At 62.6% G+C, this 25,831-nt stretch carries 25 protein-coding genes; 4 read left to right on the forward strand and 21 right to left on the reverse strand.

The features are described from left to right. Positions 1-173 precede the first annotated feature (173 nt). The 12 genes from AC1DLV_RS11595 to rfbA all read right to left on the reverse strand — a co-directional run bounded on the left by AC1DLV_RS11595 (position 174) and on the right by rfbA (position 12,785). Positions 174-1,583 (reverse strand): M20/M25/M40 family metallo-hydrolase, encoded by a 1,410-nt coding sequence (locus AC1DLV_RS11595; RefSeq protein WP_476800196.1) that lies wholly within the window; start codon positions 1,581-1,583, stop codon positions 174-176. Between the two features lie 22 nt (positions 1,584-1,605). Beyond that, positions 1,606-2,928 carry an amidohydrolase family protein gene (locus AC1DLV_RS11600; RefSeq protein ID WP_476800197.1) on the reverse strand — a complete coding sequence of 441 codons (1,323 nt, stop codon included), beginning with the start codon at positions 2,926-2,928 and terminating at the stop codon, positions 1,606-1,608. A gap of 197 nt (positions 2,929-3,125) precedes the next feature. After that, positions 3,126-4,187, reverse strand: coding sequence for an ABC transporter ATP-binding protein (locus tag AC1DLV_RS11605; protein ID WP_476800198.1), 1,062 nt, complete (start codon positions 4,185-4,187; stop codon positions 3,126-3,128). A gap of 6 nt (positions 4,188-4,193) precedes the next feature. After that, positions 4,194-4,982 (reverse strand): ABC transporter permease, encoded by a 789-nt coding sequence (locus AC1DLV_RS11610; RefSeq protein WP_476785728.1) that lies wholly within the window; start codon positions 4,980-4,982, stop codon positions 4,194-4,196. Beyond that, entirely contained in the window at positions 4,982-5,806 is an 825-nt protein-coding gene (locus tag AC1DLV_RS11615) for an ABC transporter permease (protein WP_476800322.1), read from the reverse strand. The genes AC1DLV_RS11610 and AC1DLV_RS11615 overlap by 1 nt, the downstream gene beginning before the upstream one ends. A 200-nt stretch (positions 5,807-6,006) precedes the next feature. Further along, a complete protein-coding gene (locus AC1DLV_RS11620; RefSeq protein WP_476800199.1) occupies positions 6,007-7,047 on the reverse strand; it encodes an ABC transporter substrate-binding protein in 1,041 nt (346 codons plus the stop codon). A 125-nt stretch (positions 7,048-7,172) separates the two neighbouring features. Continuing rightward, a complete protein-coding gene (locus AC1DLV_RS11625) occupies positions 7,173-8,453 on the reverse strand; it encodes a glycosyltransferase WbsX family protein (RefSeq protein ID WP_476800200.1) in 1,281 nt (426 codons plus the stop codon). After that, positions 8,450-9,292 carry a glycosyltransferase family 2 protein gene (locus tag AC1DLV_RS11630; RefSeq protein ID WP_476800201.1) on the reverse strand — a complete coding sequence of 281 codons (843 nt, stop codon included), beginning with the start codon at positions 9,290-9,292 and terminating at the stop codon, positions 8,450-8,452. The genes AC1DLV_RS11625 and AC1DLV_RS11630 overlap by 4 nt, the downstream gene beginning before the upstream one ends. Before the next feature lie 98 nt (positions 9,293-9,390). Beyond that, the gene (gene rfbD / locus AC1DLV_RS11635) at positions 9,391-10,275 is read right to left on the reverse strand and encodes a dTDP-4-dehydrorhamnose reductase (RefSeq protein ID WP_476800202.1); all 885 of its coding nucleotides are present in this window, start codon (positions 10,273-10,275) and stop codon (positions 9,391-9,393) included. Next, on the reverse strand, positions 10,272-11,351 hold the full coding sequence (rfbB, locus tag AC1DLV_RS11640) for a dTDP-glucose 4,6-dehydratase (protein ID WP_476800203.1): 1,080 nt from the start codon (positions 11,349-11,351) through the stop codon (positions 10,272-10,274). The genes rfbD and rfbB overlap by 4 nt, the downstream gene beginning before the upstream one ends. Further along, the gene (gene rfbC, locus AC1DLV_RS11645) at positions 11,348-11,911 is read right to left on the reverse strand and encodes a dTDP-4-dehydrorhamnose 3,5-epimerase (protein ID WP_476800204.1); all 564 of its coding nucleotides are present in this window, start codon (positions 11,909-11,911) and stop codon (positions 11,348-11,350) included. Before rfbC ends, rfbB begins: the two co-directional genes overlap by 4 nt. Beyond that, a complete protein-coding gene (gene rfbA / locus AC1DLV_RS11650) occupies positions 11,904-12,785 on the reverse strand; it encodes a glucose-1-phosphate thymidylyltransferase RfbA (protein WP_476800205.1) in 882 nt (293 codons plus the stop codon). The genes rfbC and rfbA overlap by 8 nt, the downstream gene beginning before the upstream one ends. Positions 12,786-13,057: 272 nt before the next feature. On the opposite strand from rfbA, the gene AC1DLV_RS11655 reads away from it, so the two are divergent. Next, positions 13,058-13,651 (forward strand): ankyrin repeat domain-containing protein, encoded by a 594-nt coding sequence (locus tag AC1DLV_RS11655; RefSeq protein ID WP_476800323.1) that lies wholly within the window; start codon positions 13,058-13,060, stop codon positions 13,649-13,651. 186 nt (positions 13,652-13,837) lie between these two features. On the opposite strand, the gene AC1DLV_RS11660 is transcribed toward AC1DLV_RS11655, so the two are convergent. The 6 genes from AC1DLV_RS11660 to AC1DLV_RS11685 all read right to left on the reverse strand — a co-directional run bounded on the left by AC1DLV_RS11660 (position 13,838) and on the right by AC1DLV_RS11685 (position 19,541). Continuing rightward, positions 13,838-14,236, reverse strand: coding sequence for a F0F1 ATP synthase subunit epsilon (locus AC1DLV_RS11660; RefSeq protein WP_476782648.1), 399 nt, complete (start codon positions 14,234-14,236; stop codon positions 13,838-13,840). A 105-nt stretch (positions 14,237-14,341) separates the two neighbouring features. Further along, positions 14,342-15,895: a F0F1 ATP synthase subunit beta gene (gene atpD, locus AC1DLV_RS11665; protein ID WP_476800206.1), complete on the reverse strand. Its 1,554-nt coding sequence runs from the start codon at positions 15,893-15,895 to the stop codon at positions 14,342-14,344. A 21-nt stretch (positions 15,896-15,916) separates the two neighbouring features. Beyond that, positions 15,917-16,801, reverse strand: coding sequence for a F0F1 ATP synthase subunit gamma (locus AC1DLV_RS11670; RefSeq protein WP_476800207.1), 885 nt, complete (start codon positions 16,799-16,801; stop codon positions 15,917-15,919). Between the two features lie 16 nt (positions 16,802-16,817). After that, positions 16,818-18,347 carry a F0F1 ATP synthase subunit alpha gene (gene atpA / locus AC1DLV_RS11675; RefSeq protein ID WP_476800208.1) on the reverse strand — a complete coding sequence of 510 codons (1,530 nt, stop codon included), beginning with the start codon at positions 18,345-18,347 and terminating at the stop codon, positions 16,818-16,820. After that, complete coding sequence (locus AC1DLV_RS11680) at positions 18,347-18,907, reverse strand: F0F1 ATP synthase subunit delta (RefSeq protein ID WP_476800209.1); 561 nt, start codon at positions 18,905-18,907, stop codon at positions 18,347-18,349. Before AC1DLV_RS11680 ends, atpA begins: the two co-directional genes overlap by 1 nt. Positions 18,908-19,145: 238 nt before the next feature. After that, positions 19,146-19,541: an AGROH133_08824 family phage infection protein gene (locus AC1DLV_RS11685; RefSeq protein ID WP_476782643.1), complete on the reverse strand. Its 396-nt coding sequence runs from the start codon at positions 19,539-19,541 to the stop codon at positions 19,146-19,148. Positions 19,542-19,709: 168 nt separating this feature from the next. On the opposite strand from AC1DLV_RS11685, the gene AC1DLV_RS11690 reads away from it, so the two are divergent. Further along, entirely contained in the window at positions 19,710-20,228 is a 519-nt protein-coding gene (locus AC1DLV_RS11690) for an SAM-dependent methyltransferase (RefSeq protein ID WP_476800210.1), read from the forward strand. 1 nt (position 20,229) lies between these two features. On the opposite strand, the gene AC1DLV_RS11695 is transcribed toward AC1DLV_RS11690, so the two are convergent. Continuing rightward, positions 20,230-22,413, reverse strand: a complete 2,184-nt coding sequence (locus tag AC1DLV_RS11695) for a primosomal protein N' (RefSeq protein ID WP_476800211.1) — start codon at positions 22,411-22,413, stop codon at positions 20,230-20,232. Between the two features lie 90 nt (positions 22,414-22,503). Here AC1DLV_RS11695 and fsa point away from each other — a divergent pair, with 90 nt between their 5' ends. Next, positions 22,504-23,157, forward strand: coding sequence for a fructose-6-phosphate aldolase (fsa, locus tag AC1DLV_RS11700; protein WP_476800212.1), 654 nt, complete (start codon positions 22,504-22,506; stop codon positions 23,155-23,157). 66 nt (positions 23,158-23,223) lie between these two features. Here fsa and AC1DLV_RS11705 read toward each other — a convergent pair whose 3' ends face one another. Next, complete coding sequence (locus tag AC1DLV_RS11705; RefSeq protein ID WP_476800213.1) at positions 23,224-23,661, reverse strand: Lrp/AsnC family transcriptional regulator; 438 nt, start codon at positions 23,659-23,661, stop codon at positions 23,224-23,226. 131 nt (positions 23,662-23,792) lie between these two features. Here AC1DLV_RS11705 and AC1DLV_RS11710 point away from each other — a divergent pair, with 131 nt between their 5' ends. Further along, positions 23,793-24,683, forward strand: coding sequence for a DMT family transporter (locus tag AC1DLV_RS11710; protein ID WP_476800214.1), 891 nt, complete (start codon positions 23,793-23,795; stop codon positions 24,681-24,683). Between the two features lie 4 nt (positions 24,684-24,687). On the opposite strand, the gene AC1DLV_RS11715 is transcribed toward AC1DLV_RS11710, so the two are convergent. Then, a complete protein-coding gene (locus AC1DLV_RS11715; RefSeq protein ID WP_476800215.1) occupies positions 24,688-25,818 on the reverse strand; it encodes an AAA family ATPase in 1,131 nt (376 codons plus the stop codon). Positions 25,819-25,831: the final 13 nt, after the last annotated feature.

The raw sequence follows: 25,831 nt of genomic DNA on the forward strand, positions 1-25,831 counted from the left end.
AGACCCGGAACCTATTGATCAGCGCGGCCGGGCTCTCATCCAGGCAATACAGTCAGGAAGTGCTGAAAATTACAGCCGGACGAGGACCCGGCCGTGCTCGACGCTGTTCGGGCCATGGACCCCGGATAGCCTTCGCTTCGCTCCGACTTCCGGGGTGACGAAGTGGGCGCCCCTCAGCCCTTGTCTTTGGCAAACGCCGCCAGAATCCGCGCCCACGACCTGATGCCCTTGCGGAAGCTACTGAGGTCGTATTTCTCGTTCGGGCTGTGGATGCGGTTGTCGAAACGGGCGAAGCCGACAAGCAGCGAGTCCATGCCGAGCTTGTCCTTGAACGCGCTGAGGATCGGGATCGATCCGCCTGTGCCGGCGACGGCCGCCTCGCGCTGCCATTCCTCGGTCAGCGCGCCGAGAGCCTTCTGCAGGAACACGCCATCGACCGGCATGACCGTTGCGGCACTGGCGCCATGGTCGATGAATTCGACTGAAGAATCCGCCGGCACACGCGCCCGGACATGGGCGCGGAACGCGGCGCGGATCGTCTCGGGGTCCTGGCCAGCGACAAGGCGGAACGAGACTTTCGCCTTTGCCTTGGCCGGGATGACGGTCTTGAAGCCGTCGTCAGTGTAACCGCCAATGACGCCGTGGATTTCGCAGCTCGGCCGCGCCCAGACCTGCTCCAGCACCGAGCGCCCCGCTTCGCCGGCGGGGATGCTGAGACCGATGTCGCCGAGAAAACCCTTTTCATTGAAAGGCAGGCGCTGCCACTGAGCCTTCACCGCTTCGGGCAGCTCCTGGACACCATCATAAAAGCCTTCGACAGCCACGCCGCCATCCGGCGTCCGCAGGCTCGACAGCACGTCCGACATCACCTGCAGCGGGTTGCGCGCCGCATTGCCGTAAATGCCTGAATGCAGGTCGCGGTCGGCGCAGGAGATTTCGATCTCTTCTTTCAGCACGCCGCGCAGCATGGTGGTGACCGCAGGCGTCTCGGCGTCCCACATGTCGGTGTCGCAGACCAGCACGACGTCTGCCTTGAGTTCTGCGCCGGTCTTTTCGAGGAAGGGTGCAAGGCTCGGGCTCGAAATCTCTTCTTCGCCCTCAAACAGCACCGAAACCTGGATCGGCAGGCTGCCGGTCACAGCTTTCCAGGCGCGGCAGGCTTCAACGAAGGTCAGCAACTGGCCTTTGTCGTCGGAGGCGCCGCGCGCGACGATATGGGTATCGCCATCGGGTTGCGGCACAAGCTTGGGCTCGAACGGATCAGAGTGCCACAGCGCCAGCGGGTCGACCGGCTGGACGTCGTAGTGACCGTAAAACAGGACATGCGGCCCCTCGCCCGAACGATCGTGACCGACGACCATCGGATGACGCGCGGTCGGACGCACAGAAGCGTCAAAGCCAAGCGCTGAAAGCTCCTTGGTCAGCCAGTCGGCGGCGCGGCGGCAATCGGCGGCATGGGCCGGATCGGTCGAAACAGAGGGAATGCGGATCAGGTCGAAAAGCCGCTCAAGGCTGGCGTCGATGTTGGCGTCGACATTTTGCAGCACCTTGTCGAGGTGTTCCGAGGCTTCGGTCCGGTTCATAGGTATCGTCCTTCTTCCCTCTTCAGCTGGCGGCGTCGATGCGGGCCATCTCGGCCTTAAAGCTCTGTGCCACCTGCAGCGCGTCGCGCAGCACCTTCTTGCGTTCGAGGCTCAAAACCTCGCGGCCGCGCATCAGCCATTGGCCCGCCACCATCACGTCGCGCACGTCGCTCGGCATGGTGGCGAACACCAGCGTCGAATAGATGTCGTAGATCGGCTGCTGCCGCGGCGACGACAGGTCTACGCGGATCAGGTCGGCCTTCTTGCCCGGCTCCAGCGAGCCGACCTTGCGGTCCAGCCCCAGCACGCGCGCACCTTCGATGGTCGCCATGCGCACGACTTCCATCGACGGCATCGGCTTGCGGCTGCGGCCCAAAAGCTTCTGGAACATCGACACCGGCGCGAACTGCGAAAACAGATCGAGCGTGTTGCCGCTCATCGCGCCATCGGTGGAGATACCGACAGGAATGCCCGCCGCGCGCATAGCTTCGACAGGCGCAATGCCCCTGCCCGCCTTGCCGTTGGAACGGGCATTGTGGGCGACGCAAACCTGAGCATGGGCCATCCGCTCGATGTCGGTTTCATCGACATGCAGGCAATGGGCGCAGATCAACCCCTTGCGTAGCAGGCCGGCCTTTTCGACAACCTCGACAGGGCGCATGCCGTGAGTCTTTTCAGCCCACGCCATCTCGGCATCGCTTTCGGCGAGATGCATCTGCACAGGCACGTCAGGATGATCTTGGGACCAGCGCGCGATGCGCTCCATGACGGCCATGCCGGTCGAGTATGGCGCATGCGGCGCGATCGACGGGATGACCCGGTCGTGCCCCGAGAATTCCGCCACCAGCTGTTCGGTCAGCGCGAAACCCTCGTCGACGTTCTTGTGATCAGGCGGATCGAAGTCGGCGATGGTCTGGCCAAGCACGCCGCGAAGGCCCGCTTGGGCGACGACGCGGGCAACCTCGGTCTCGAAATAATACATATCGGCGACCGTGGTAACGCCGCCCTCGATCAGTTCGAGTGCGGCCAATGCCGTGCCGGCACGCACCGCCTCGGGCCGCACGAACTTGCGTTCAAGCGGCAGGATGTAACGATAGAGCCGATCGTCGACGTCTTCGCCCAAGCCACGGAACAAAGTCATCGCCATGTGGCAATGCGGATTGACCATTCCCGGCATGACCAGATCGCCGCCGGCGTCGATCGCGTCAGCGCCTGATATCTCGGGCGCAGGCCCGGCACCCACCGCCTTGATCGTGTCCCCATCGATATGGACATAGCCATTGGCGATGACCGGCATGTCCACGGTGCAGGGAAGAACAGTGGCATTGGTGATGATTACCGACATCTGCCAGCCTCCAATTGCGGGCTTGGAGAGACAACACCCCCACCCCTAACCCCTCCCCACAAGGGGGAGGGGAACGACGTCACCGCCGTTGCCACCAAAACTGTTGAAGGTCGGATCTGGGCGAAAGCGCCACAGAATCCCCCTCCCCCTTGTGGGGAGGGGTTAGGGGTGGGGGTGACCAGCCAAGGAAGCACGTTCTATTCCGGCTTCAGCACGCAGCACTGATCGGCAACAGGCACGAGCTTGGCCTTGCTGCCGAGCTCAAGCGGGGTCGACAACGCGCCATTGGCGATCAACATGCCCGCCGCCGTATCGCTCTGGTATTGATAGGCGCGGCCGAGATAGGTCCTGAGCCCCAGCGTCGCCGGAATGCCCTCGGCCTTGGGATCGGTGGAAACGGCCAGGCCGTCGGCACGGGCGGCAAGCACGAATGCATCAGGGATCGCGCCAAAGCGGTCCTGCGACAGCTTGAGCTGTGAGCCGTCGGGCGTCGTTGCGGTCACGGTTGCACCGTCGCGCGCCGAAACCTTCATCGGCACCAGGTTCTCGAAGCCGACGAAACGCGCAACAAATGCGTTGGCCGGGCGCTGGTACAGCGTCTCGGGCGTGTCGAACTGCATGATGCGGCCGGCATTCATGATGGCCACGCGGTCGGAGATCGAGAACGCCTCCTCCTGATCGTGAGTGACATAGACCGAGGTCGTGCCGTTGGCGCGCTGCAGCTGGCGGATTTCGACGCGCATGTCGACGCGCAGCTTGGCATCGAGGTTGGATAGCGGCTCGTCGAACATCAAGAGCGGCGGCTCGATGACGAGTGCGCGGGCAAGCGCCACGCGCTGCTTCTGGCCGCCCGACAAGGCGCCCGGCAGGCGGTCGGCGAGCTGCGACAGCCCGACACGCTCCAGCATCGCCTTGGCGCGCTTCTCGCGCTCGGCGGCAGATACGCCGCGCTGCTTGAGGCCGAAGCCGACATTGTCGAGCACGGAGAGATGCGGAAACAGCGCGTAGTTCTGGAACACCAGGCCGATGTCACGCTTGTAGGCCGGCAGGCGAGTGAGGTCCTTGTCGCCGAGGCGGATCGAGCCGGAGGTCGGCTCGAGGAAGCCCGCGATAAGGCGCAAGGTGGTTGTCTTGCCGCAGCCCGAGGCGCCGAGCAACGAGACGAGCTCGCCCTTGCCGACCGACAGCGACAGGTCCTCCAGCACCTTGGTGGCGCCGTAGTGGGCGGTGAGATTCTGGACTGTTAGTGCCTGGGTCATATGGGTCTACTTCGCAAGGAAGGTGAGGCCGAGCGTGCGCTCGACGATGGCCATGACTGCGACTGTCAGCAGCATCAGCAGCACCGACACCGACGCAATCGTCGGGTCGAAGAACTGCTCGACATGGGCGAGGATCTGGATCGGCAGCGTCGAGATGCCGGGACCGGTCAAGAACAGCGACGTCGACACGTCGTTGATCGAGGTGATGAAGGCCAGGATGAAGGCCGCAATCACGCCGGAGCGGACGTTGGGCAGCACGATGGTGAAGAAGGTCTTCACCGGCGGGCTGCCAAGGCTGACGGCCGCCTCTTCGATCGAGAAGTCGAACGAGGCAAGGCTCGCCGAAACGACCCGCACGCAATAGGGCAGCACCAGCAGCATGTGGCCGACTAGCAGCGTCAGGAAGATCGGCGTGTCCATGCCCACCGCCACCGATTTCAGCAGCGAAAAGCCAAGCACGATCTCGGGCACCAGGATCGGCAGCACGAAAACAGTCGACAGCCAGGACGGCAGCTTGATGCGGTAGCGATTGAGCGCATAGGCCGCGGGAATGCCGATCAGCAGCGCCAGACCTGTCGCGAGGAAGGCAAGCTCAAGGGAGGTCACGATGGTGCGCTTGAAGGCGCTGATGGCGAAGATGTTTTCGAACCAGCGCAGCGTCAGGCCTTGGGGCGGAAAGGTCAGGTAGGTGGTGTCGCTGACCGAGGCGCCGAGCACGATGATCAGCGGCCCCATCAAGAAGATGTAGACCAGGACGGTGAACAGGATCAGCAGGGGATTGATACGGCTGGTCATCATGTCGCCATCGGGTTGAGGCGCCGCGCAACGCGGCTCATGGCAAGTACGACGGCGACTGTGATCACCACCATGATTGCTGCGATTGTGGACGCGCCGACCCAGTCGAACGACACCATGGCGCGCTGGTACATCAGCGTTCCCATCACCATCTGGCGCTCGCCGCCAAGCAACTGCGGCGTGGCATAGGCGGTGAACGAACCGGTAAAGACGAGCACAGCGCCAACGATCAGGCCAGGTACCGCCAGTGGCAGGATCACCTGGCGGAACGTCCCGGCGGGCGTGGCGCCCAGCGAAGCCGACGCCTGGACGACGTCGTCGGGGATGTTTTCAAGCACGCCAACCAGCGTCAGGATCATCAGCGGCACGAACAGATAGACCATCGCAACGATGACCGATCCTTGGGTGTAGAGCATCGACAGCGGCTCCGAGGTGATGCCGATGCCGACAAGGAAATTGTTGAGGATGCCGTTCTTGCCGAGGATGATCAGCCAGGCGAAGGAACGCACGACGACACCGGTCAGCAGCGGGAAAACGGCAGCGATGATCAAAAGGCTCTTCAGCTTGCCCGGGGACTTCGACACCACATAGGCAGTCAGGAAACCGACGACCAGCGAGATGGCGGTCGTTGCCAGCGATATCTCGATGGTGCGCCACAAAACTGTGCGACGGAAGCCGCTGCTGAAAAAGGCGACGTAGGGCGCGAAGATGCCGCCATCTTCGCCAAAGGTCGTGGCGATGGTGGCGGCGACCGGCAGCACAAGGAAGACCAGAACCGCCAGCGTCGCAGGCCCGGCGAGCCACCATCCGGCAAAGCGTTTCAGCATGAAGTCCCGATCTCTTCCAGTTTACCCTGGCGCGCTCCGCCTGGGGAGCCTCGCTTGCGAGGCTTGCTAACCTTCATTGCGCGATAGCGAAAGGCGCAGAATGCCGCAAAGGGCGGTGCAGCGGGCAAAAAGGGTAGATTCTTGTGCGATGTACACAAGAATGAGGAAGGGCTGACGCCCTTCCTCATCTGTTGGTTTTACATGCCGAACACTTCGTTCCAGCGGTCGACCCAGTCGGTCTTGGCCGTATTGAGCTTCTCGTAGTCGACCTGCTTCAGCGACGCGATCATGTCGGCGCCGTAGGTCCAGAGCTTGGCCTGTTCGGGCGTCAGTTCGACTGCCTTGACGACAGGCGCATCAACGCCGTTCTCGCCGGTCTTCTGCTGCACTTCCTTGGACAGCACGAAGTTGATGAACTCGTGCGCCAGTTCGACGTTCGCAGCGCCCTTGGGGATGTTGATGGTGTTGAGCGTGGCGATCGCGCCGTCGGAGAGGTCGGCCCAGGCAGCGGTCGGAACGGCGGCCTGGATCTGGGCGAGCGTGAAGTCCTGGGCAACGGCAGCGCTGATCTCGCCGGTCGAGAACAGGTTCACCAGTTCGGAGCCGGTGTTGTAGTTCTTGACGACGTTGGGCTTGAGCGACTCGATGGCCTTGAACGCGCCGTCGGTATCGGCAAACGGATCAACGCCGGCATGCGCAGCAGCGATCATCACGGCCATCGGGCCGGCGGTGGTGGTGATGCCCGGCAGCGACAGCGAAGCCTTGAAATCTTCCTTCCAGAGGTCGTTCCAGGAGGTGATCGGCGCCTTGACCTTGGCTGTGTCGTAGATCACGCCGACGCGGCCGATGGTGTAGGCCGGACCGAATTCGCCCTGCGGTGCCTTGGCGAGATCGTAGAGGCCTTCGAGGTTCGGCACCTTGGACTTGTCGATCGGCTGGAACAGGCCTTCCTTGATGCCGATCTGCGAGTAGGCGTCGGTGAAGTAGGCCACGTCGACGCCTTCGCCGTTGCGGATCTTGATCTTGTTGAGCCGGTCGGCGTTGTTACCGGTCTCGAACACGATCTCGCAGCCGCATTTTTCCTTGAACGGCTTGATGATGTACTCGTCGAGCTTGTCGCCGTTGAAGCCCCACCAGGAGATGGTCAGCGTCTTGCCCTGGGCAAATGCCGGTGCGGCGACGAGCGTCGTCGCGAGGCCAGCAACGCCAGCCGCGAGAAGGATGTGAAGTCGTGTCATGGAAAGCCTCTGTTGTTTGACGCCCTGGCGCCAAAGGGGCACGCTGAGGGACGGCTGAGCCTATTTTCGCGACAGCTAAGGTGCAACTCCAAATGTTGTGCAGCGCACATCATTGTGGGCGAAGCTCAGCTGGATTTTGTGTCGTCGTCCATTTGAGCAGCATGCCCTCGGACTGCGGACGCACAGGCTTCGAGATAAGCATAGCCGTATCTCAGATCGGGCTCGAGATAGGCACCTTCACCCCACTCATTCCAGGCGTTGATGAAGACCATCCGCTCGGATGCGGGGTTGGCTCTGGCTCGTTGCATCGCATTTCCAAGCCAGTCCTGAAATAATGCTGGCGTCGATCCATGGTAGATTTGCGCGGAGGTTGGCCGACGGGCGCTGTTGTCCCAGGTTGGCATGACACCGGGGTGAACCACCCCTGCAGTGGATGGCTTGGCCTTGTCAGCCGCCACGACGTCCGGATAGCGACGGATTCGCCCGCCTTTCTTGACTGGCGAAACCGCCAGGCTGCTTTCGATATTCGGGGTGCGAACACCGTGCGGGGGGAACTCCGACAAGGCATCGAAGCCGTATTCCGCATGATCAGCGAAGTCGAAGGCGTTGGTCGCGATGAGATAGATCCCAGGATAGCCCAGCCGCTCCATCTCGCCGCGCCAGCGCGCGACCGTCGCCTTGAGGTCGGGAAAAAGGCTCGCGCGATAGATTGTGAGGACCGGCTTGCCGTCGATCTTCAGATAACGCGGATCGCGGAAATATTTGTCGAGGCCGCGAATGACCGCGAGATCGTCCTCCGCCGAATGTGTCTGGGCCAGAAGTACGTCCTGCTCGCGGCCTGACCAGCGCCGCGACCAGGGCTCGTTGGCCCAGCACAGGCTAAATGGCAGATCAAGATCAGCCGTTTTCAGGTAGTGATCGAGCGGGCCTTCAAGCAGGCGCTTGCCGCCGAACCAATAGAAATGGAAGCAGAATGCCGAGATCCCATACAGCTTGGCAAGCTCTACCTGTCGCTGCATGATCTCAGGCACACGAAGGTCATAATAACCTAGTTCGCCCGGCAAACGCGGCTGATAGTGTCCTTCAAAAACTGGAAACGCGCGCGCGACATTGCGCCACTCGGTAAATCCCTTGCCCCACCAATCGTCGTTTTCCGGGATTGGATGGAACTGGGGCAGGTAATAGGCGATCAGCCTGATATCGACAGGCGACGGCCCCTTGGTGGCAATCGGCACGTAATCCGATGATGGGTAGTTCGCTTGCGCGTTACCGACATAACAGTCGTAGAGATTGCTTGCAGCCGGCCGGCTAGCGGTCACGGACTTCACAGCGCGGCGAAGTGCCGTCCACAGCCTGCGTAGCGCTGAGGGATTTTCGCGCCATGGCGCGCCGGACTGGGCATTCATAAGTGTTTTCCGACATTGTCGACCGGGCCGCCGTCCAATCCCCGCACAAAGCCCAAGAGTTTGGCACGACGCGCGCTGTTGAACAGCACATGTGGCAACAGCAATTTCAGCCGGGTGCGGTAGCGCTCTGCCGGCAAATCCAGCGGCCGTTTGTGCTTGTTCATGACATAGACCAGCGAGCGCCCCATGGCCTCGCCCTTGATGCGGCCCGACTCGATCGACCGCGCGCTGGAGTTCCCCTCCGCATGATCGACGACGGCTTTCGCAGCAAGTCGCAATTCGATGCCTGCCTGCCGCAGCCGCAGACTGAGGTCATCGTCCTCATGAAACAGGAAGATTTCTCGGTCGAACCCGCCGATCTGTTCGAAATGCTTGCGGCGGACGAAAATACAGGCGCCGTGCAAGACCGGAATGATGCAATCGTCTTCAGGTGGCGCGCCGCGCCAGGACTCCGATTGCGGCAGCAGCCTCGACCAGCGCTTGAACCTTCGCCGCGCGCCTGAAAAAAACCGCGGATTGAACGCCGCATTGGGATAGGCGTTGGCAGCGGCGACAAGCGCTTCGACAGCACCGGCCTCGATCCTGAGGTCGGGATTGACAAAGAGCAGGAACGTCGCGGTCCCGGCAGAAGCCCCAACATTACAGGCGCCGCCGTAACCAACATTGTTGCCGATTTCGACCACCGTCGCCCCACTGGCGGACGCGATTGCAGTTGAATTGTCAGAACTGGCGTTGTCGGCAACAATAACATTCACGCAGTCTGGAACGCTTTTTGTAAAAGCCTCCATGACACGCCCGCTGTTGTGGGTGACGACAACCAGATCGACATCTATCTTCATATGATGTTCAGCTTCGCTCCACATGCACCGAGGTCGACGACCGATAGACCAATGCCTCAGGCGAGGTCACTCCCAAATTGTCCGGGAAACCAACATTGTCAATCTTTGGTGCCTGCCGCCAGCTCTCCCACCAATGCCCGAACCCTGTCCTTCCACTCACCGGCGCGATAGCCGAAGTCGCTGGCGAAGGCGTCCGAGTTGAGTTCCGAATTTGCCGGACGCGCCGCCTTGGCCGGCCACTGGTCACTGCCGACCGGCTCGACCGCAGCCGAACGCCCGCCAAGCGAAGCACTCACCGCAAAGACATGGCTCGCCAGGTCGTACCAGCTCGCCCGGCCTTGGCCAGCGAGATGGTAAAGGCCGCTGGGAAAGCCGCCTTCGCGGCGCCGGACACCAGCTGCGGCCAACAGGCCATCGGCAAGGTCATGGGCTTCGGTCGGGTTGCCGAACTGGTCGGCCACGACCTTAAGGTGATCGCGCGTCGTGGCCAATGACAACATCGTCTTGACGAAATTGCGGCCATAGCGGCTGACCACCCAGGCGGTGCGGACAACCAGGTGATCCGGATTGCCGGCACGCACCGCGTCTTCGCCTGCGAGCTTGCTGCGGCCATAGACCGTCTGCGGATTGGGTCTGTCGGTCTCGACATAGGGGCGCGGAGAGCGGCCGTCAAAGACGTAGTCGGTGGAAACATGGACGATCGGAATGCCGGCGAGCCTGGTCAGCCGTGCCAGTTCGGCAGGGGCCTCGGCGTTGATGCGAAAGGCGCGCTCGGGCTCGTCTTCCTGCTGGTCGACGCCGGTATGTGCCGCGGCATTGATCACCATGTCGGGTGCGACCGCGTTCAGCACCGGAGCGAAGGTCGCCGGGTTCTCGAGGTCGAGATCGGGCCGTCCGACAAGTACGATCTCAGCCTGGCCCTTTGCCTGCTCCGCAAGCGAGCGGGCCAGCTGGCCCGACGTGCCTGTGACCAGGATCTTCACTTGGCGCCGACCAGTCCCTGGCGGGAGCCGTCGAAACGCTGTTCGCGTATCGGCCGCCACCACCAGCCATTGGCGAGATACCAATCGATGGTCCGGGCAAGCCCGGTCTCGAATGTTTCCTCAGGCGTCCAGCCGAGCTCGTGCTCGCTCTTGGTCGGGTCGATGGCATAGCGCCGGTCGTGGCCCGGGCGGTCGGTGACGTAAGCGATGAGGTCGAGATGCGACTGACCGCCCGCCCTTGGCCGGCGGGCGTCGAGCAAGGCGCAGATGGTCTGCACCACTTCGAGATTGGTGCGCTCGGCGCGGCCGCCGATATTGTAGCTCTCGCCGACCCGGCCCCTGGTCATCACCGCTTCCAGCGCCCTGGCGTGGTCTTCGACAAACAGCCAGTCGCGCACATTGGCGCCCTTGCCGTAGACCGGCAGCGGCTGCTCATCGAGCGCATTGGCAATGACCAGCGGGATCAGCTTTTCGGGGAAATGATAGGGCCCGTAATTGTTGGAGCAGTTGGACAGCACCACCGGCAGCCCGTAGGTCTCATGCCAGGCGCGAACGAAATGATCGGAAGCCGCCTTCGACGCCGAATAGGGCGATGACGGCTTGTAGGGCGATTCCTCGGTGAAGACGCCGGAATCGAAAGGCAGGTCGCCAAAAACCTCGTCTGTCGAAACATGGTGGAAGCGGAAGCGCGTGCGCGCCTCCTCACCAAGGCCGCGCCAATGGTCGAGTACGGCCGACAGCAGGCTTGCGGTGCCAACGACATTGGTGGTGACAAACGCCATCGGTCCGTCAATCGAGCGGTCGACATGGCTTTCGGCCGCCAGATGCATCACCAGATCGACCTTCTCGTCGGCCAGGATCTGGCGCACCGTGTCGGTGTCGCAGATGTCGGCGTGGTAAAAGGCGTAATTGGGATTGCCTTCAAGATCGCGCAGCGACGTCAGGTTGCCGGCATAGGTCAGCTTGTCGAGATTGACGACGCGGTAGTTGCCGGTGCCAACCAGATGGCGGCAGACGGCCGAGCCGATGAAACCGGCACCGCCGGTGACCAGAACAGTTTGGAGAGCTTGCTTCACGAATGGACAAATCCGGTTTCGACTTCAGACAAGAAGGGCGCCGCAGCATCCTTCGCCGACAGGATCATTTCAGCTGTTGGCACCGGCCAGTCAATGGCGATGTCGGGATCATCGAAGCGGATCGACCGGTCATGCGGCTGCGAATAAGGTGCTGATACCTTGTAGACCACCTCGGTGTCGGGCTCGAGCGTAACGAAGCCATGCGCGAAGCCCTTGGGCACCAGGATCTGGTTCCACAGCTTGTCGGACAGCGTCAGCCCGACCCATTCGCCATAGCTGGGCGAGCCTTTGCGGATATCGACGGCGACATCGAAGATCGCGCCGCGCAGCACCCGCACCAGCTTGTCCTGGGCGAAGGGCGGCGTCTGGAAATGCAGCCCGCGCATCACCCCGCGCGCGCGTGAAAACGACTGGTTGTCCTGCACGAAATCGACATGGATGCCAGCCGACGCCAGTTTCTCGGCGTTCCATGTCTCGGAAAAGAAGCCGCGTTCGTCTTCGAATTTGGCTGGCCGGATCTCCAAGACACCGTCCAGGCCAAGTTTGCGCACTTCAACCATGGCTGATTTCCCTGACCCGCCGTTCGAGATAACGCGCATACTCGGTCTTGCCGAGCGAGGCGGCGCGGCGCAGCACCTCTTCGTCGGTCAGCCAGCCCAGTTCAAAGCCGATCTCTTCGGGACACATGATCTTGATGCCCTGGCGATGTTCGATCGTGCGCACGAAGGACGAGGCGTCGTGCAGGCTGTCATGGGTGCCGGTGTCGAGCCAGGCATAACCGCGGCCCAATCGAACGACGTGCAGCTTGCCCTGGTCGAGATAGGTGCGGTTGACGTCGGTGATCTCAAGCTCGCCACGCGGCGACGGCTTGATCGACGCGGCGATGTCGACGACCGAATTGTCGTAGAAATAAAGCCCGGTGACCGCCCAGTTCGACTTCGGCTCAACCGGCTTTTCCTCGATCGTCAACGCCTGCTGGGTCGCCTTGTCGAAACTCACCACACCGTAGCGCTGCGGATCCTCGACCTGATAGGCAAACACCGATGCACCGCTTTCGCGGCCCACCGCCGTGCGGCAGCGCTCGGAAAGCCCATCGCCGTAGAAGATGTTGTCGCCGAGGATCAGCGCCACCGGGCTTGTGCCGACGAACTCGCGCCCGATGATGAAGGCCTCGGCCAGCCCGTTGGGCGAGGGCTGCTCGGCATAAGAAAACGACACGCCAAAAGCCGATCCGTCGCCGAGCAACTGCTGGAACTGCGGCAGGTCGCGCGGCGTCGAAATGATCAGGATGTCGCGGATCCCCGCCAGCATCAGAACGCCTAGCGGATAATAGATCATCGGCTTGTCATAGATCGGCAAGATCTGCTTCGAAACCGCTAGCGTGGCTGGGTAGAGTCGCGTGCCGCTACCACCGGCTAGTATGATGCCCTTCACAGTGGATTCCCGATATCGTTGCCTCGACCCCCGTCCGGCTGACTTTCGCAATAGACCGTATAGCCACCGCAAACAAGACACCACGTAGCCCAGCCACAATCACGTGCAGATTGCGGTTCATGAAGTAATACTTGGGGCGCATTGGTCCGCTTCCGACCCTGGACTGGCCCCACGCATTGAAAGGTACCAAAATGACCCAGGCTTTGCCGGCCATTGCTTATGCTCTATTCCTCGCCGCCGTGGCGTGGATTTCACCTGCTGCAGGAGACGACATGTTCGAACACGAATTGCACGCTATGGCGGCGAAGGGCGACGCGCCCGCTATCCGGGGACTCTTGGCCAAAGGCGCCAGTATCGACGCCCGCGACCAAAGCGGACGCACAGCGCTTCTGATCGCCACGCATGCCAATCAGGTAGAGGCGGCGAAAGTGCTGATCGAGGCCGGTGCCGACGTCAACGCCAAGGACGCCATCAGCGACAGCCCCTATCTCTATGCCGGCGCGCGCGGGCATCTGGAAATCCTGCGCATGACGCTCACGCACGGCGCTGACCTCAAGAGCACCAACCGTTATGGCGGCACGGCCCTCATCCCGGCAGCCGAACGCGGCCATGTCGACACCGTGCGCACGCTGATCGAGGCCGGCGTCGATGTCGACCATGTCAACAAGCTCAACTGGACGGCCCTGCTGGAGGCGATTGTGCTGGCTGATGGCGGCCCGCGCCATGTCGCGATCGTCAAGCTGCTGGTAGACGCAGGCGCCGACATCAATCTTGCCGACGGCGATGGGGTGACGCCGCTACAGAATGCGCGCAAGCTCGGCTTCTCCGAGATAGAGAAGATCCTGGTGGCCGCCGGAGCGCGATAATGTTGCTGGGACTTACCGGCCGCCGCTGCCCGCTGCCTTATCCAGTCGGACTGGACAACTCCACCCGTCCGTTACGCTTGGACCCACGTTCCTAACCGCCGAGCCCGCAATTCCAGAAAAGCAAAAAGCCGCCGGAATGACCGACGGCTCGAAGCTATTCTGGTGGGCCGCAGCCGGCATAAAGCCTTAGATCGCGGCTTCCAGCGTCGAAAGATGGTTCAGATAGGCTTCCGCCTTGGTGCGGGCCTGATCTTCCTTGGCGTCGGAGAGATCCTCGCGCGCTTCCTGGATACGGCGCAGCAATTCGGCGCGGTCGATATCCTTAACCGACGTCGCCGATTCGGCGAGCAGCGTGCAGCCAGCCGGAACGATGTCGGCGAAACCGCCGAATACGACGTAGCGCTCTTCCTTGCCAGCAACGGTCTTCACCGTCACAACACCAGGCTTGATCGTGGTCATGACCGGCGCGTGGTTGGCCATGACAGTCATTTCGCCTTCCGCACCGGGAATGACGACGGACTCGACCTGCTCCGAAACGAGCAGACGCTCGGGCGAGACCAGTTCGAATTTGAAAGCTTCAGCCATGGTGTCTCACAAATGCTTGGTCGGAGTTCCGAGCAGACCTGCCCGTAACAGGACAGTGATCGGGCGACAGCGCGGACCACGAGGCCCGCGCTGCGGCTAGTATGATTATGCCGCTTCCGCAGCCAGGCGCTGGGCCTTTTCGATCGCCATGTCGATGCCGCCGACCATGTAGAAGGCAGCTTCCGGAAGATGATCGTATTCGCCGTTGACCAGGCCCTTGAAGCTCTTGATCGTGTCTTCGAGCGGAACCAGCTGGCCGGGCGAACCGGTGAACACTTCAGCGACGAAGAACGGCTGCGACAAGAAGCGCTCGATCTTGCGGGCGCGGGCGACGGTGACCTTGTCCTCTTCCGACAGTTCGTCCATGCCCAGGATGGCGATGATGTCCTGCAGCGACTTGTAGCGCTGGAGGATTTCCTGAACGCGACGGGCGACCGAGTAGTGCTCTTCGCCGACGATCAGCGGATCGAGCATGCGCGAGGTCGAGTCGAGCGGATCCACGGCCGGGTAGATACCCTTTTCCGAGATCGCGCGGTTGAGAACGGTCGTCGCGTCAAGATGCGCGAACGAGGTTGCCGGCGCCGGATCGGTCAAGTCGTCGGCGGGGACGTAAATCGCCTGCACCGAGGTGATCGAGCCCTTGTGGGTGGTGGTGATGCGTTCCTGCATCTGGCCCATGTCGGTCGACAGCGTCGGCTGATAGCCCACGGCCGAAGGAATACGGCCAAGCAGAGCCGACACTTCCGAACCCGCCTGGGTGAAGCGGAAGATGTTGTCGACGAAGAACAGCACGTCCTGGCCCTGGTCGCGGAAATGCTCGGCGATGGTCAGGCCCGACAGGGCGACGCGAGCGCGCGCACCTGGCGGCTCGTTCATCTGGCCGAACACCAGGGCGCACTTGGAACCTTCGGTCGAGCCGTTGTTCTCGTGCGGGTCCTTGTTAACGCCCGACTCGATCATTTCGTGATAGAGATCGTTGCCTTCGCGGGTGCGCTCGCCAACACCGGCGAACACCGAATAACCACCGTGCGCCTTGGCGACGTTGTTGATCAGCTCCTGGATCAGAACGGTCTTGCCAACGCCAGCGCCGCCGAACAGGCCGATCTTGCCGCCGCGGGCATAAGGTGCCAGCAGGTCGACGACCTTGATGCCGGTGACGAGGATCTGCGCTTCCGTCGACTGGTCGACATAAGCCGGCGCTTCCTGGTGGATGGCGCGCTTCAGCTTGGTCTTGACCGGACCAGCTTCGTCGACCGGCTCGCCGATGACGTTCATGATGCGGCCGAGCGTTTCGTCGCCAACCGGAACCGTGATCGGCTCGCCCGTGTCATACACGGCCTGGCCGCGAACGAGACCTTCCGAAATGTCCATGGCGATGCAGCGAACGGTGTTTTCGCCGAGATGCTGCGCCACTTCGAGAATGAGGCGGTTGGAGCCGTTCATCGTCTCGAGTGCGTTCAGGATCTTGGGCAGGTTACCGCCGTCGAAGGAAACGTCGACAACGGCGCCGATGACCTGGGAGACGCGGCCAGCCACGCCCTTGGCCGACAATACAGGAGCCGAAGCCTTCACGGCTGCTGCCTTGGCGGGCGCCGCCTTCTTTGCTGCCGGGGCTTTTGCCGCCGCCGGAGCCGCTTTCGGAGTAGCTGCTTTAGCCATGGTGTTAACCTCTTTGGTCGATTAGAGCGCTTCCGCGCCCGAAATGATTTCGATCAGTTCTTTGGTGATCTGAGCCTGACGCTGGCGGTTGTAGGACATCGTCAGCTTGTTGATCATGTCGCCGGCATTGCGCGTCGCATTGTCCATCGCGCTCATCTTGGCGCCCATCTCGCCGGCCGCGTTTTCGAGCAACGCCCGGAAAACCTGCACGGAGATGTTGCGCGGAATGAGGTCGCTCAGGATCTCGCCCGGCTCGGGCTCGTATTCATAGACAGCACCGCCCGCGGCATCCGCATCAGCGCCATCGGTCGGGGCAGCGGCGGGGATGATCTGCTGCATCGTCGGGATTTGTGCGATCACCGACTTGAATTCCGAATAAAACAGCGTGCAGACGTCGAACGCGCCGTCGTTGAACAGCGACGTCACCTTCTTGGCGATGCCATCGGCATGAACGAAGCCGACTTGCTTGGCTTCGCGCAGATCGACACGCTCGATGATCAACGACGCGTAGTCGCGGCGCAGGATGTCGAAACCCTTCTTGCCGACGCAGATGATTTTCACCGTCTTGCCCGAAGCCAGAAGCTTGCGGACGTGATCGCGCGCAAAACGCGCGATCTGCGAATTGAAGCCGCCGCACAGGCCACGCTCGGCCGTGCAGACGACGAGCAGATGCACGTCGTCCTTGCCGGTGCCGGTCATCAGCGCCGGGGCATCGCTGCCACCGGCCACTGCTCCAGCGATGTTGGCCAGAACGGCGCCCATGCGCTGCGAATAGGGACGCGCGGCTTCCGCAGCTTCCTGCGCACGGCGCAGCTTCGCCGCGGCGACCATCTGCATCGCCTTGGTGATCTTCTGCGTCGCCTTGACCGAGGCGATACGGTTGCGGAGGTCTTTTAACGAAGCCATGCCTTACCCGTCAGTGTCAGGCGAAGTTTTTCGCGAACGCGTCGATATGGGCCTTGAGCTTGCCGCGAACGTCGTCGCTCAGCGCCTTTTCGATACGGATCGCGTCGAGAACGTCCTTGCCGTCCGAACGCATATGCGCAAGCAGACCCTGCTCGAAGCGGCCGACCTGGTTGATCGCCAGCTTGTCGAGGTAGCCGTTGACGCCAGCGAAGATCACCGCAACCTGCTCTTCAGTCTTCAGCGGCGAGAACTGCGGCTGCTTCAGAAGCTCAGTCAGGCGTGCGCCGCGGTTGAGCAGGCGCTGCGTGGCGGCGTCGAGATCGGAGCCGAACTGCGCAAAGGCCGCCATTTCGCGGTACTGAGCGAGCTCACCCTTGATCGAGCCGGCGACCTGCTTCATCGCCTTGATCTGCGCCGACGAACCGACGCGCGAAACTGACAGACCGACGTTCACCGCAGGACGGATGCCCTGGAAGAACAGGTTGGTTTCGAGGAAGATCTGGCCGTCGGTGATCGAGATCACGTTGGTCGGGATGTAGGCCGACACGTCGTTGGCCTGGGTTTCGATGACCGGTAGAGCCGTCAGCGAGCCGCTGCCATTGTCGTCGTTGAGCTTTGCAGCGCGCTCGAGAAGACGCGAGTGCAGGTAGAACACGTCGCCCGGATAGGCTTCACGGCCGGGCGGACGGCGCAACAGCAGCGACATCTGGCGATATGCGACGGCCTGCTTGGACAGATCGTCATACGAGATCAGCGCATGCATGCCGTTGTCGCGGAAATATTCGCCCATGGCACAGCCGGCGAACGGCGCCAGGAACTGCATCGGAGCCGGATCGGAAGCCGTGGCAGCAATGATGATCGAGTATTCGAGCGCGCCGCGCTCTTCGAGCACCTTCACAAACTGCGCGACGGTCGAGCGCTTCTGGCCGACGGCGACGTAGACGCAGAAAAGCTTTTCCTTCTCCGGACCGGACTGGTGGATCGCCTTCTGGTTCAGGATGGTGTCGAGAATGATGGCGGTCTTGCCGGTCTGACGGTCACCGATGACCAGCTCGCGCTGGCCGCGGCCGACCGGGATCAGAGCGTCGATGGCCTTGAGGCCGGTCGACATCGGCTCGTTGACCGACTTGCGGGGGATGATGCCGGGTGCCTTGACGTCGACGCGGCGGCGTTCGACTGCCTTGATCGGGCCCTTGCCGTCGATCGGATTGCCGAGCGCGTCTACGACGCGGCCGAGCAGGCCGGGACCGACGGGAACGTCGACGATCGAACCGGTACGCTTGACGGTGTCGCCTTCCTTGATGTCGCGGTCGGCACCGAAGATGACGACGCCGACGTTGTCGCTTTCAAGGTTCAGCGCCATGCCGCGAATGCCGCCCGGGAACTCGACCATTTCGCCCGCCTGGACGTTGTCGAGACCGTACACGCGGGCGATACCGTCACCCACCGACAGAACCTGGCCGACTTCGGAGACTTCGGCTTCCTTGCCGAAATTCTTGATCTGGTCTTTCAGAATTGCGGAAATTTCCGCGGCACGGATGTCCATCAGCCGACCTCTTTCAGTGCAAGCTTGAGCGAATTGAGTTTGGTTTTGAGCGACGTATCGACCTGGCGCGAGCCCATCTTCACGATCAGGCCGCCGAGCAGCGAAGGATCAACGGCGACAGCAATCGCCACGTCCTTGCCAGCAACGCTCTTCAGCGCCGTCTTGAGTTCCGATTCCTGAGCCGCCGTCAGCGCATGCGCCGAAGTCACTTCGGCTGAAGTCTCGCCCCGATGCTCGGCAGCGATCTGGCGGAACGCCTTGATCATACCGGGAAGGGCAAACAGGCGGCGATTGCGCGCCACGAGGCGAAGGAAATTGCCGGCCAGACCAGTGATCTTGGCCTTGTCGGCGATCGCCGCAATGGCCTTTTCCTGCTCTTCGCCGGAGAAGACCGGGCTTTTGATCAGGCGGTCGAGATCGGCATTGCCGTCGAGCAGCACAGCGAATCGACCAAGGTCGGCTTCTACCTTTGCAACAGCGCCTGCTTCGAGCGCGAGATCGAACAACGACCCCGCATAGCGCTCAGCGACACCGGAGATTGGCGAGGAAGATTGGGCCACGGACCGTCTTTTCTCTTGTCTGACAGGCCGCAAGATTGTTGGCGCGAGCGTTAGACTCTAGCTAAATCTTTGACCTTACTGCGTTTTTTGACCCCGGAGCTCGCGTCAGCCGCATCCCCCCGGCCGAAAGTCGATTGCCGTCTAGCACAGGCTTTTGAGGACCGCAACACGTCCTCTAACAGCCATTTGAGGCACTATTGTCGCATCTTGCGCCTTGGAGCAGGGGCTTGCTGCCGATTCACGGCCAGAAGCCGAAAACAAACCCCAACGGAAGCGCGGCCAGGGTCAGTTCGATAATGATGGCGACCCAGTTGTAGGGCGTGTTGGCAGCGTCCGACATCATGGCAACGATCCGGCCGAAGGCCGTGAACAGCCAGGAAACGCCCAGAGCCATGTACAGCCACGGCTGGGCGAGCAGAATCGCACACAAGCCGACGCCAAGGAAAAAACCAGCCATGGTGGCGCGCCCTTGCGCGATGGCTTCGGGATTGTCGGGACGAGGCTGCAACCTGAGCAGGCGAAAGGCGATTCTCGGGGCGAAAAACAAGATGACGCCGAACAGCAGCGTCACCGCCGCCGAGCTCCACGCCAACCACTCGCCCTGGCTCATCGGCCACGGAAATGCGAACTCCATCTATCCCCCTCCGATCAGAGCGCCGCGCGTCGATTCGCAGGCGCAAAGGACGCCCTTACACTGCGAATCCGCGGTGATCATAGCCGACGCCCGGCCGAGCGCCAGAGCGCAGCTGGCGGGACCGACTCAAACAGTTATGTTGCGCCGTCAGACCCGCTGGAGAGGACCATGGCGATACCGGAACGAATTGCCTGGGCGATCGGCCACCTCGGCATCAGGCCAAGCGACCGGCTGCTTGAGATCGGCTGCGGCCGCGGCGTCGCCATGGCCGAGATCACGCCGCTGCTGATCGACGGCCACATCACCGGTCTTGACCGATCCGACAGCGCGGTGAGTTCGGCTGAAGACAGGAACCGCGCCGCGATTACATCAGGCAAGGCGGCCGTCGTCCAAGGCGCTCTCGCGGACTGGAAGGGTGTGGGCGCCCCGTTCGACAAGATCTTCGCCATCAACGTCAATCTGTTCTGGCTGGAAGCCGCGCGCGAACTCAAGCTGATCCACTCCCTGCTGGCATCAGAGGGCCGGCTGTTCCTGTTTTTCGAACCGCCAAATGCTGACCAGCTTCCGACCATCGAACATGCTGTTGCAGTGCGCCTGGCTGCAGCAGGTTATACGCTGGAGAAGACCCTGAACGGCCCAAGCCTGCAACCGCCGCTGCTCGGCATCGTCGCAAGTCCCTCGACGTAGGTTACAAGAAGCTCTGCGGGTCGATGTCCACCTGCACGCGCACCGAACCGCGCACCTTCGGCCCAGCAGCCAGCAGCGCGCGGATGTAGCCCTGGATGTCCGCCTTGCGGTCGGCTTGAACCAGGAGCCGGAAGCGGTGGCGCCCGCCGATCAAGGCCAGCGGCGCTTCGGCAGGGCCAAGCACGTGGACATCTTGCGCCACTTGCGCCGCACGCCGCAGTCCGCGCGCATGGCTCTCCGCTTCGGGGCGCGTCGCAGCACTCACGATGATGCCGGCGAGCCTGCCGAAAGGCGGCAATGCTGCCTTTTCGCGTTCGGAAATCTCGCGGTCGTAGAACGCCTCCGAATCGCCTGAGACGATCGCCCGCATGACAGGATGGTCGGGTTGGAAGGTCTGAAGCAGGCCAAGGCTCTTCTTGCCGGTGCGCCCTGCCCGACCCGTTACCTGCGACAGCAATTGATAGGTGCGCTCGGCGGCGCGCGGATCGCCATTTGCGAGGCCCAAATCGGCGTCGACCACGCCAACCAATGTCATGTTGGGAAAGTTGTGGCCCTTGGCGACAAGCTGGGTGCCAATGACGATGTCGGCGTCGCCATTGGCGATCGCCTCCAGCTCAAGCCTGAGCCGTTTCACCCCACCCAGCATATCCGACGACAGCACGATGGTTCGCGCGTCCGGGAAATGCGAAACGACCTCCTCGGCGATGCGCTCGACGCCTGGCCCGCAGGCAACGAGATGATCGAAGGTACCGCATTCCGGGCACGCCTCGGGGCGCTTTTCGTTGTGGCCGCAATGGTGGCAGACGAGCTGGCCGCGAAAGCGATGCTCGACCAGCCAGGCCGAGCAGACAGGGCAACCGAAGCGGTGGCCGCACACCCGGCACAGCGTCAGTGGCGCGTAGCCGCGACGGTTGAGAAACAGCAGCGACTGCTCCTGGCGGCCAAGCGTCTCGCGCATCTTGCCGAGCAGCACCGGCGACAGGAAGCCGCCGCGCGCCGGCGGCGAGCGCCGCATGTCGATGGTGGCAAGCTTGGGCAGTGCGGCTTCCGCGAATCGGGCCGACAAGACGGCCCGCGCGTATTTGCCCTGCTCGGCATTGACCCGGCTTTCGACAGAAGGCGTGGCGGAAGCCAGCACCACCGGAAAGCCGCCGATATGGGCACGCACCACGGCCATATCGCGGGCATTGTAGAAGACGCGGTCCTCCTGCTTGTAGGCTGGGTCGTGCTCCTCGTCGACAACGATCAGGCCAAGATTGTTGAACGGCAGAAAAAGCGCCGAGCGGGCGCCTGCGACCACACGCACGCCGCCCTCCGCCACCTGGCGCCAGACGCGCTCGCGCATCCGGGGTGGCAGGTCCGAATGCCACTCGGCCGGCTTGGCGCCAAAACGGTTCTGGAAGCGTTCGAGAAAGGCTTGGGTCAAGGCAATTTCAGGCAACAGGATCAGCACCTGCTTGCCCTTGTCGAGTGCGGCCGCCACGGCCTCGAAATAGACCTCCGTCTTGCCCGAGCCGGTGACGCCATCGATCAGGGTGACGCCGAATCGGTCGGCCTCGACCTGGGCCCGAAGGCCAACGGCCACCGCTTCCTGGTCGACCGTCAACCCGGCGTTGCCATAAGACGTGTCGGGCGGGGCCACCACCGGACGCGGCGGGATCATCACCGTCTCGAACACGCCCTGCGCCCTCAGCCCGTCGATGACGGTCGAGGAGACGCCGGCGGCATGCGCCAGTCCCGAGCGCGTCCAGGCCATGCCGTCATTGGCCATTTCGAGCACCCGCGCGCGCGCCGCCGTCATCCGGTCGGGCTCGCCGTCACTGCGCTTGATGCCTTCCGTCCACGGCTCCGGGTCGAAGGCTTCGGGCGCGCGCAAGATCATCCGCGCCACCATGCCGGGCGGCGACAAGGTGTACTGCGCAATCCAGTCGACCAGCCGCCGCATGTGCTCGGTAACAGGCGGACAATCGAAGACATGGGCTATGGGGCGGAGCTTCTTGGGGTCGACAGCTTCGACCGGCCCGTCCCAGACGATGCCCGCCACCTCGCGCGGCCCCAGCGGCACACGCACGATCGAGCCGGGCACCACCTGCATGCCGTCGGGCACTGCATAGGAATAGGCGCGCTCGGCCGGCATCGGCACCAGCACGGGTGCGGCTCTTGTTCTTGGCGAATCGGCGGTCATGACGCGTGACCTTGCCCCGAACTTGGTTTAGAGCAAAGGCCGACACGTGCGGTGCCCCAGAGGCACCCTTCCATTGCCAAGGAGACAGTTATGAAGTTTTTCGTCGACACGGCCGACGTGAAGGACATCCGTGAGCTCAACGAGCTCGGCCTTCTCGACGGCGTCACCACCAACCCCTCGCTGATCCTCAAGTCCGGCCGCAACATCGCCGAAGTGACCAAGGAAATCTGCGACATCGTCGAAGGCCCGGTCTCGGCGGAAGTCGCTGCGACCGAATTTTCCGAGATGATGAAGGAAGCAGCGGTTCTGTCGAAGATCGCTGACAACATCTGCATCAAGGTGCCGCTCACCCTCGACGGTCTCCGCGCCTGCCGCGCGCTGACCTCGGAAGGCCGCATGGTCAATGTCACTTTGTGCTTCTCCGCCAACCAGGCCCTGCTCGCCGCAAAGGCCGGTGCCACCTTCATTTCGCCGTTCATCGGCCGTCTCGACGACATGGGCGTCGACGGCATGGAGCTGATCGCCGAGATCCGCCACATCTATGACAATTACGGCTTCGACACCGAAATCCTCGCCGCCTCGATCCGCACCGTCGATCACGTCAAGCGTGCCGCAATGATCGGCGCCGATGTCGCCACCATCCCGCCGGCAACGCTCAAGGCACTGGTCAAGCACCCGCTGACCGACAAGGGCCTCGAGATGTTTTTGGCCGACTGGGCCAAGACCGGCCAGAAGATCGGCTGATTTCTTTCATTCGAACATCAAAGCCGGCGCAGCCCATGCGCCGGCTTTTTTGTGCCTCACAGCACCTCAAGCCAGCGGCGGCAAGCGCCGCTTCACCGGCTGTGCCTTGACGATCGAGCTGTTGGTCTCGGCCTTGTCGGTGATCTGGTCGAGGATCTTGTCGAGCTCGTCGATCGAGCGGATATGCAGACGGGCGATGAAACAATCGTCGCCGGTCACCTTGTCGCATTCCGAGAACTGCGGAATGTCCTCGATCAGTTTTTGGACCGCATGCAGCTTGCCGGGCAGCGGCCGGATGCGCACGATGGCCTGCAGGGTGTAGCCGAGCGCGTGAGGGTCGATGTCGACGGTGAAGGCGCGAATGACGCCGCGTTCCTCCAGCCGCCGCAGCCGCTCCGACGTGCTGGGCGACGACAGGTTCACCCGCTGCGCCAGCTCCTTGAGCGAAATCCGGGCATCGTCGACAAGGATTTCAACAATGCGCCTGTCCAGATCGTCCAGCATATGGGCCTCTTAGGCATTTTCGGCCTGTGACCTTACAGAATTAGGATCAACATCACAAACGCCTTTGCAAACTCATATATTCCTGCCAGCCACGCGCGTAACAATGCGGCCCTGAACAAAGGGCCTGAAAAATGTCGGACAAGCTGCGCGGCACGGTCGAAATGACCGCTGCAATGGTGATCTCGGGAACGATCGGGCTGTTTGTCGTCCTGTCGGGCCAGCCGGTGATGGATGTCGTGTTCTGGCGCTGCGCCTTTGGTGCCATCACCTTGCTGATCGTCTGCGCTGCGTTGGGCCTGTTTCGGGCCGACATCATGTCGCGCCGCCAGATCGTCTATGCCGCCATCGGCGGGATCGCCATCGTCTCCAACTGGATCCTGCTGTTTGCCGCCTTCCCGCGCGCTTCGATCTCGATCGCAACCGCCGTCTACAACACGCAACCCTTCATGCTCGTGGCGCTGGGCGCGCTATTTTTTGGCGAGCGCCTGACGCTGAACAAGCTGACATGGCTCGGCATCGCCTTCGGCGGCATGCTGATGATCGTCCAGGCCAAGCCCGACACCGGTTCTGTCGGAACCGACTATCTCGGCGGCATTCTTTTGGCGCTCGGCGCCGCGTTCTTCTACGCGATTGCCGCGATCATCACCAAGAAGCTCAAGGGCGTGCCGCCGCACCTGATCGCGCTGATACAAGTTACGGTTGGCATCGCGATGCTCGCGCCCTTCGCCAACTTCGCGCAGCTTCCCACGGACGCATACACCTGGTCACTGCTCGTCGCCGTGGGCGTCATTCATACCGGTGTCATGTACATCCTGCTCTACGGCGCGATCCAGAAGCTGCCGACCAACCTCGTCGGCGCACTGTCCTTCATCTATCCGGTTGTCGCGATCCTGGCCGACTTCCTGGCCTTCGGCCATCGTCTCCAGCCATTGCAGCTTGTCGGTGCTGCCGCCATCTTGATTGCCGCCGCCGGCATGACGCTCGGCTGGTCCCTCATGAAACCACGCGCCGTCCGCGCCTGAAACGTCAATCGTCGTCCGGCATCAGCCCGGTCGCGCGCATGCCTTCGATCATCGTCGCGCCTTCGAGGCGCACAACGGTCAGCGCCCTTGACCCTGTCCGGTCGCGTACAAGATCGGCAAGCTCGCGCGAATGGGTCACCACCCACAGTTGCGTTCGTTCGGCGGCACGCGCGATCATGTCGGCAAGCGACGGCAGCATGCGCGGATGCAGGCTCGCCTCCGGCTCGTTGAGCGCGATCAGCCGCGGCAGGCGATACGACATCAGCGCGCCTGCCAGCGCCAGGAATCGGATCTGTCCGTCGGACAGCTCTTGCGGGCGAAACAGTCGCTGCGGAAACTCCGGCAGCATCAAGCCAAAGGTCGCTCTCTCGCCCGGCACTGGCACGTCGAGCTGCGCGCCGCCCATGGCTTCGGCGATGCTGGCATCGAGGTCGGCGGTATCGCCCCTGATATGCCGCAGCGTGGCAAACACGGCGGCCAGGTTGGCGCCGTCCTCATCGAGCATCGGCGACGTCGTCGCCAAGGCGGGCTTGCGCACCGGCGAATCGGTATCGGTGCGAAAGCCGTGATAGAAGCGCCAGCCGGCAACGGCAGCGCGCAGATCGCCGACTTCCGGATAACGCCCTGCAGCACCCAGAAGCGCCAACGCGGTTTCGGAATTGAGGATGCGCTCGGGATGCTCGACCCGGCGGCCCTCGCCGTCGCGAGCGAACACCGCAGGTCCCTTGCGGGTCATCATCTCGACCGGGCGCAGCCCGGCCTCGACAACAAGCGTCTCTTCCTTGACATGCGGCTCGAAGGCAAAGCCTGCCGCTGCCGGCGGTGGCAGGCCGATCTCGACCTTGTAAGTGTATTTGGCCGCAGTTTCGTCGTCCACGAACTCGGCATCGATGATCACGCGCACAGGCTGGCCAGCACGGCGCTTGCCCGACCACAGCGCCGAACTCATGCCGCCTTCGCCAGCGATTTCGCGGGCGAGCGAGCCTTCGGCCGAAGCCTTGATCAGTTGCAGCGCACGATAGAGGTTGGACTTGCCGGCGCCGTTTTCGCCGACAAAGACCGAGGCCTGGCCGATGTCCAGCCTGATCGACCTTAGGGATCGGTAGCCTGCGGCAGAAAAGGATATCAGCCGCATCGAGCGATCGAGC

It is taken from the genome of Aminobacter sp. 01T433, from assembly GCF_056398585.1.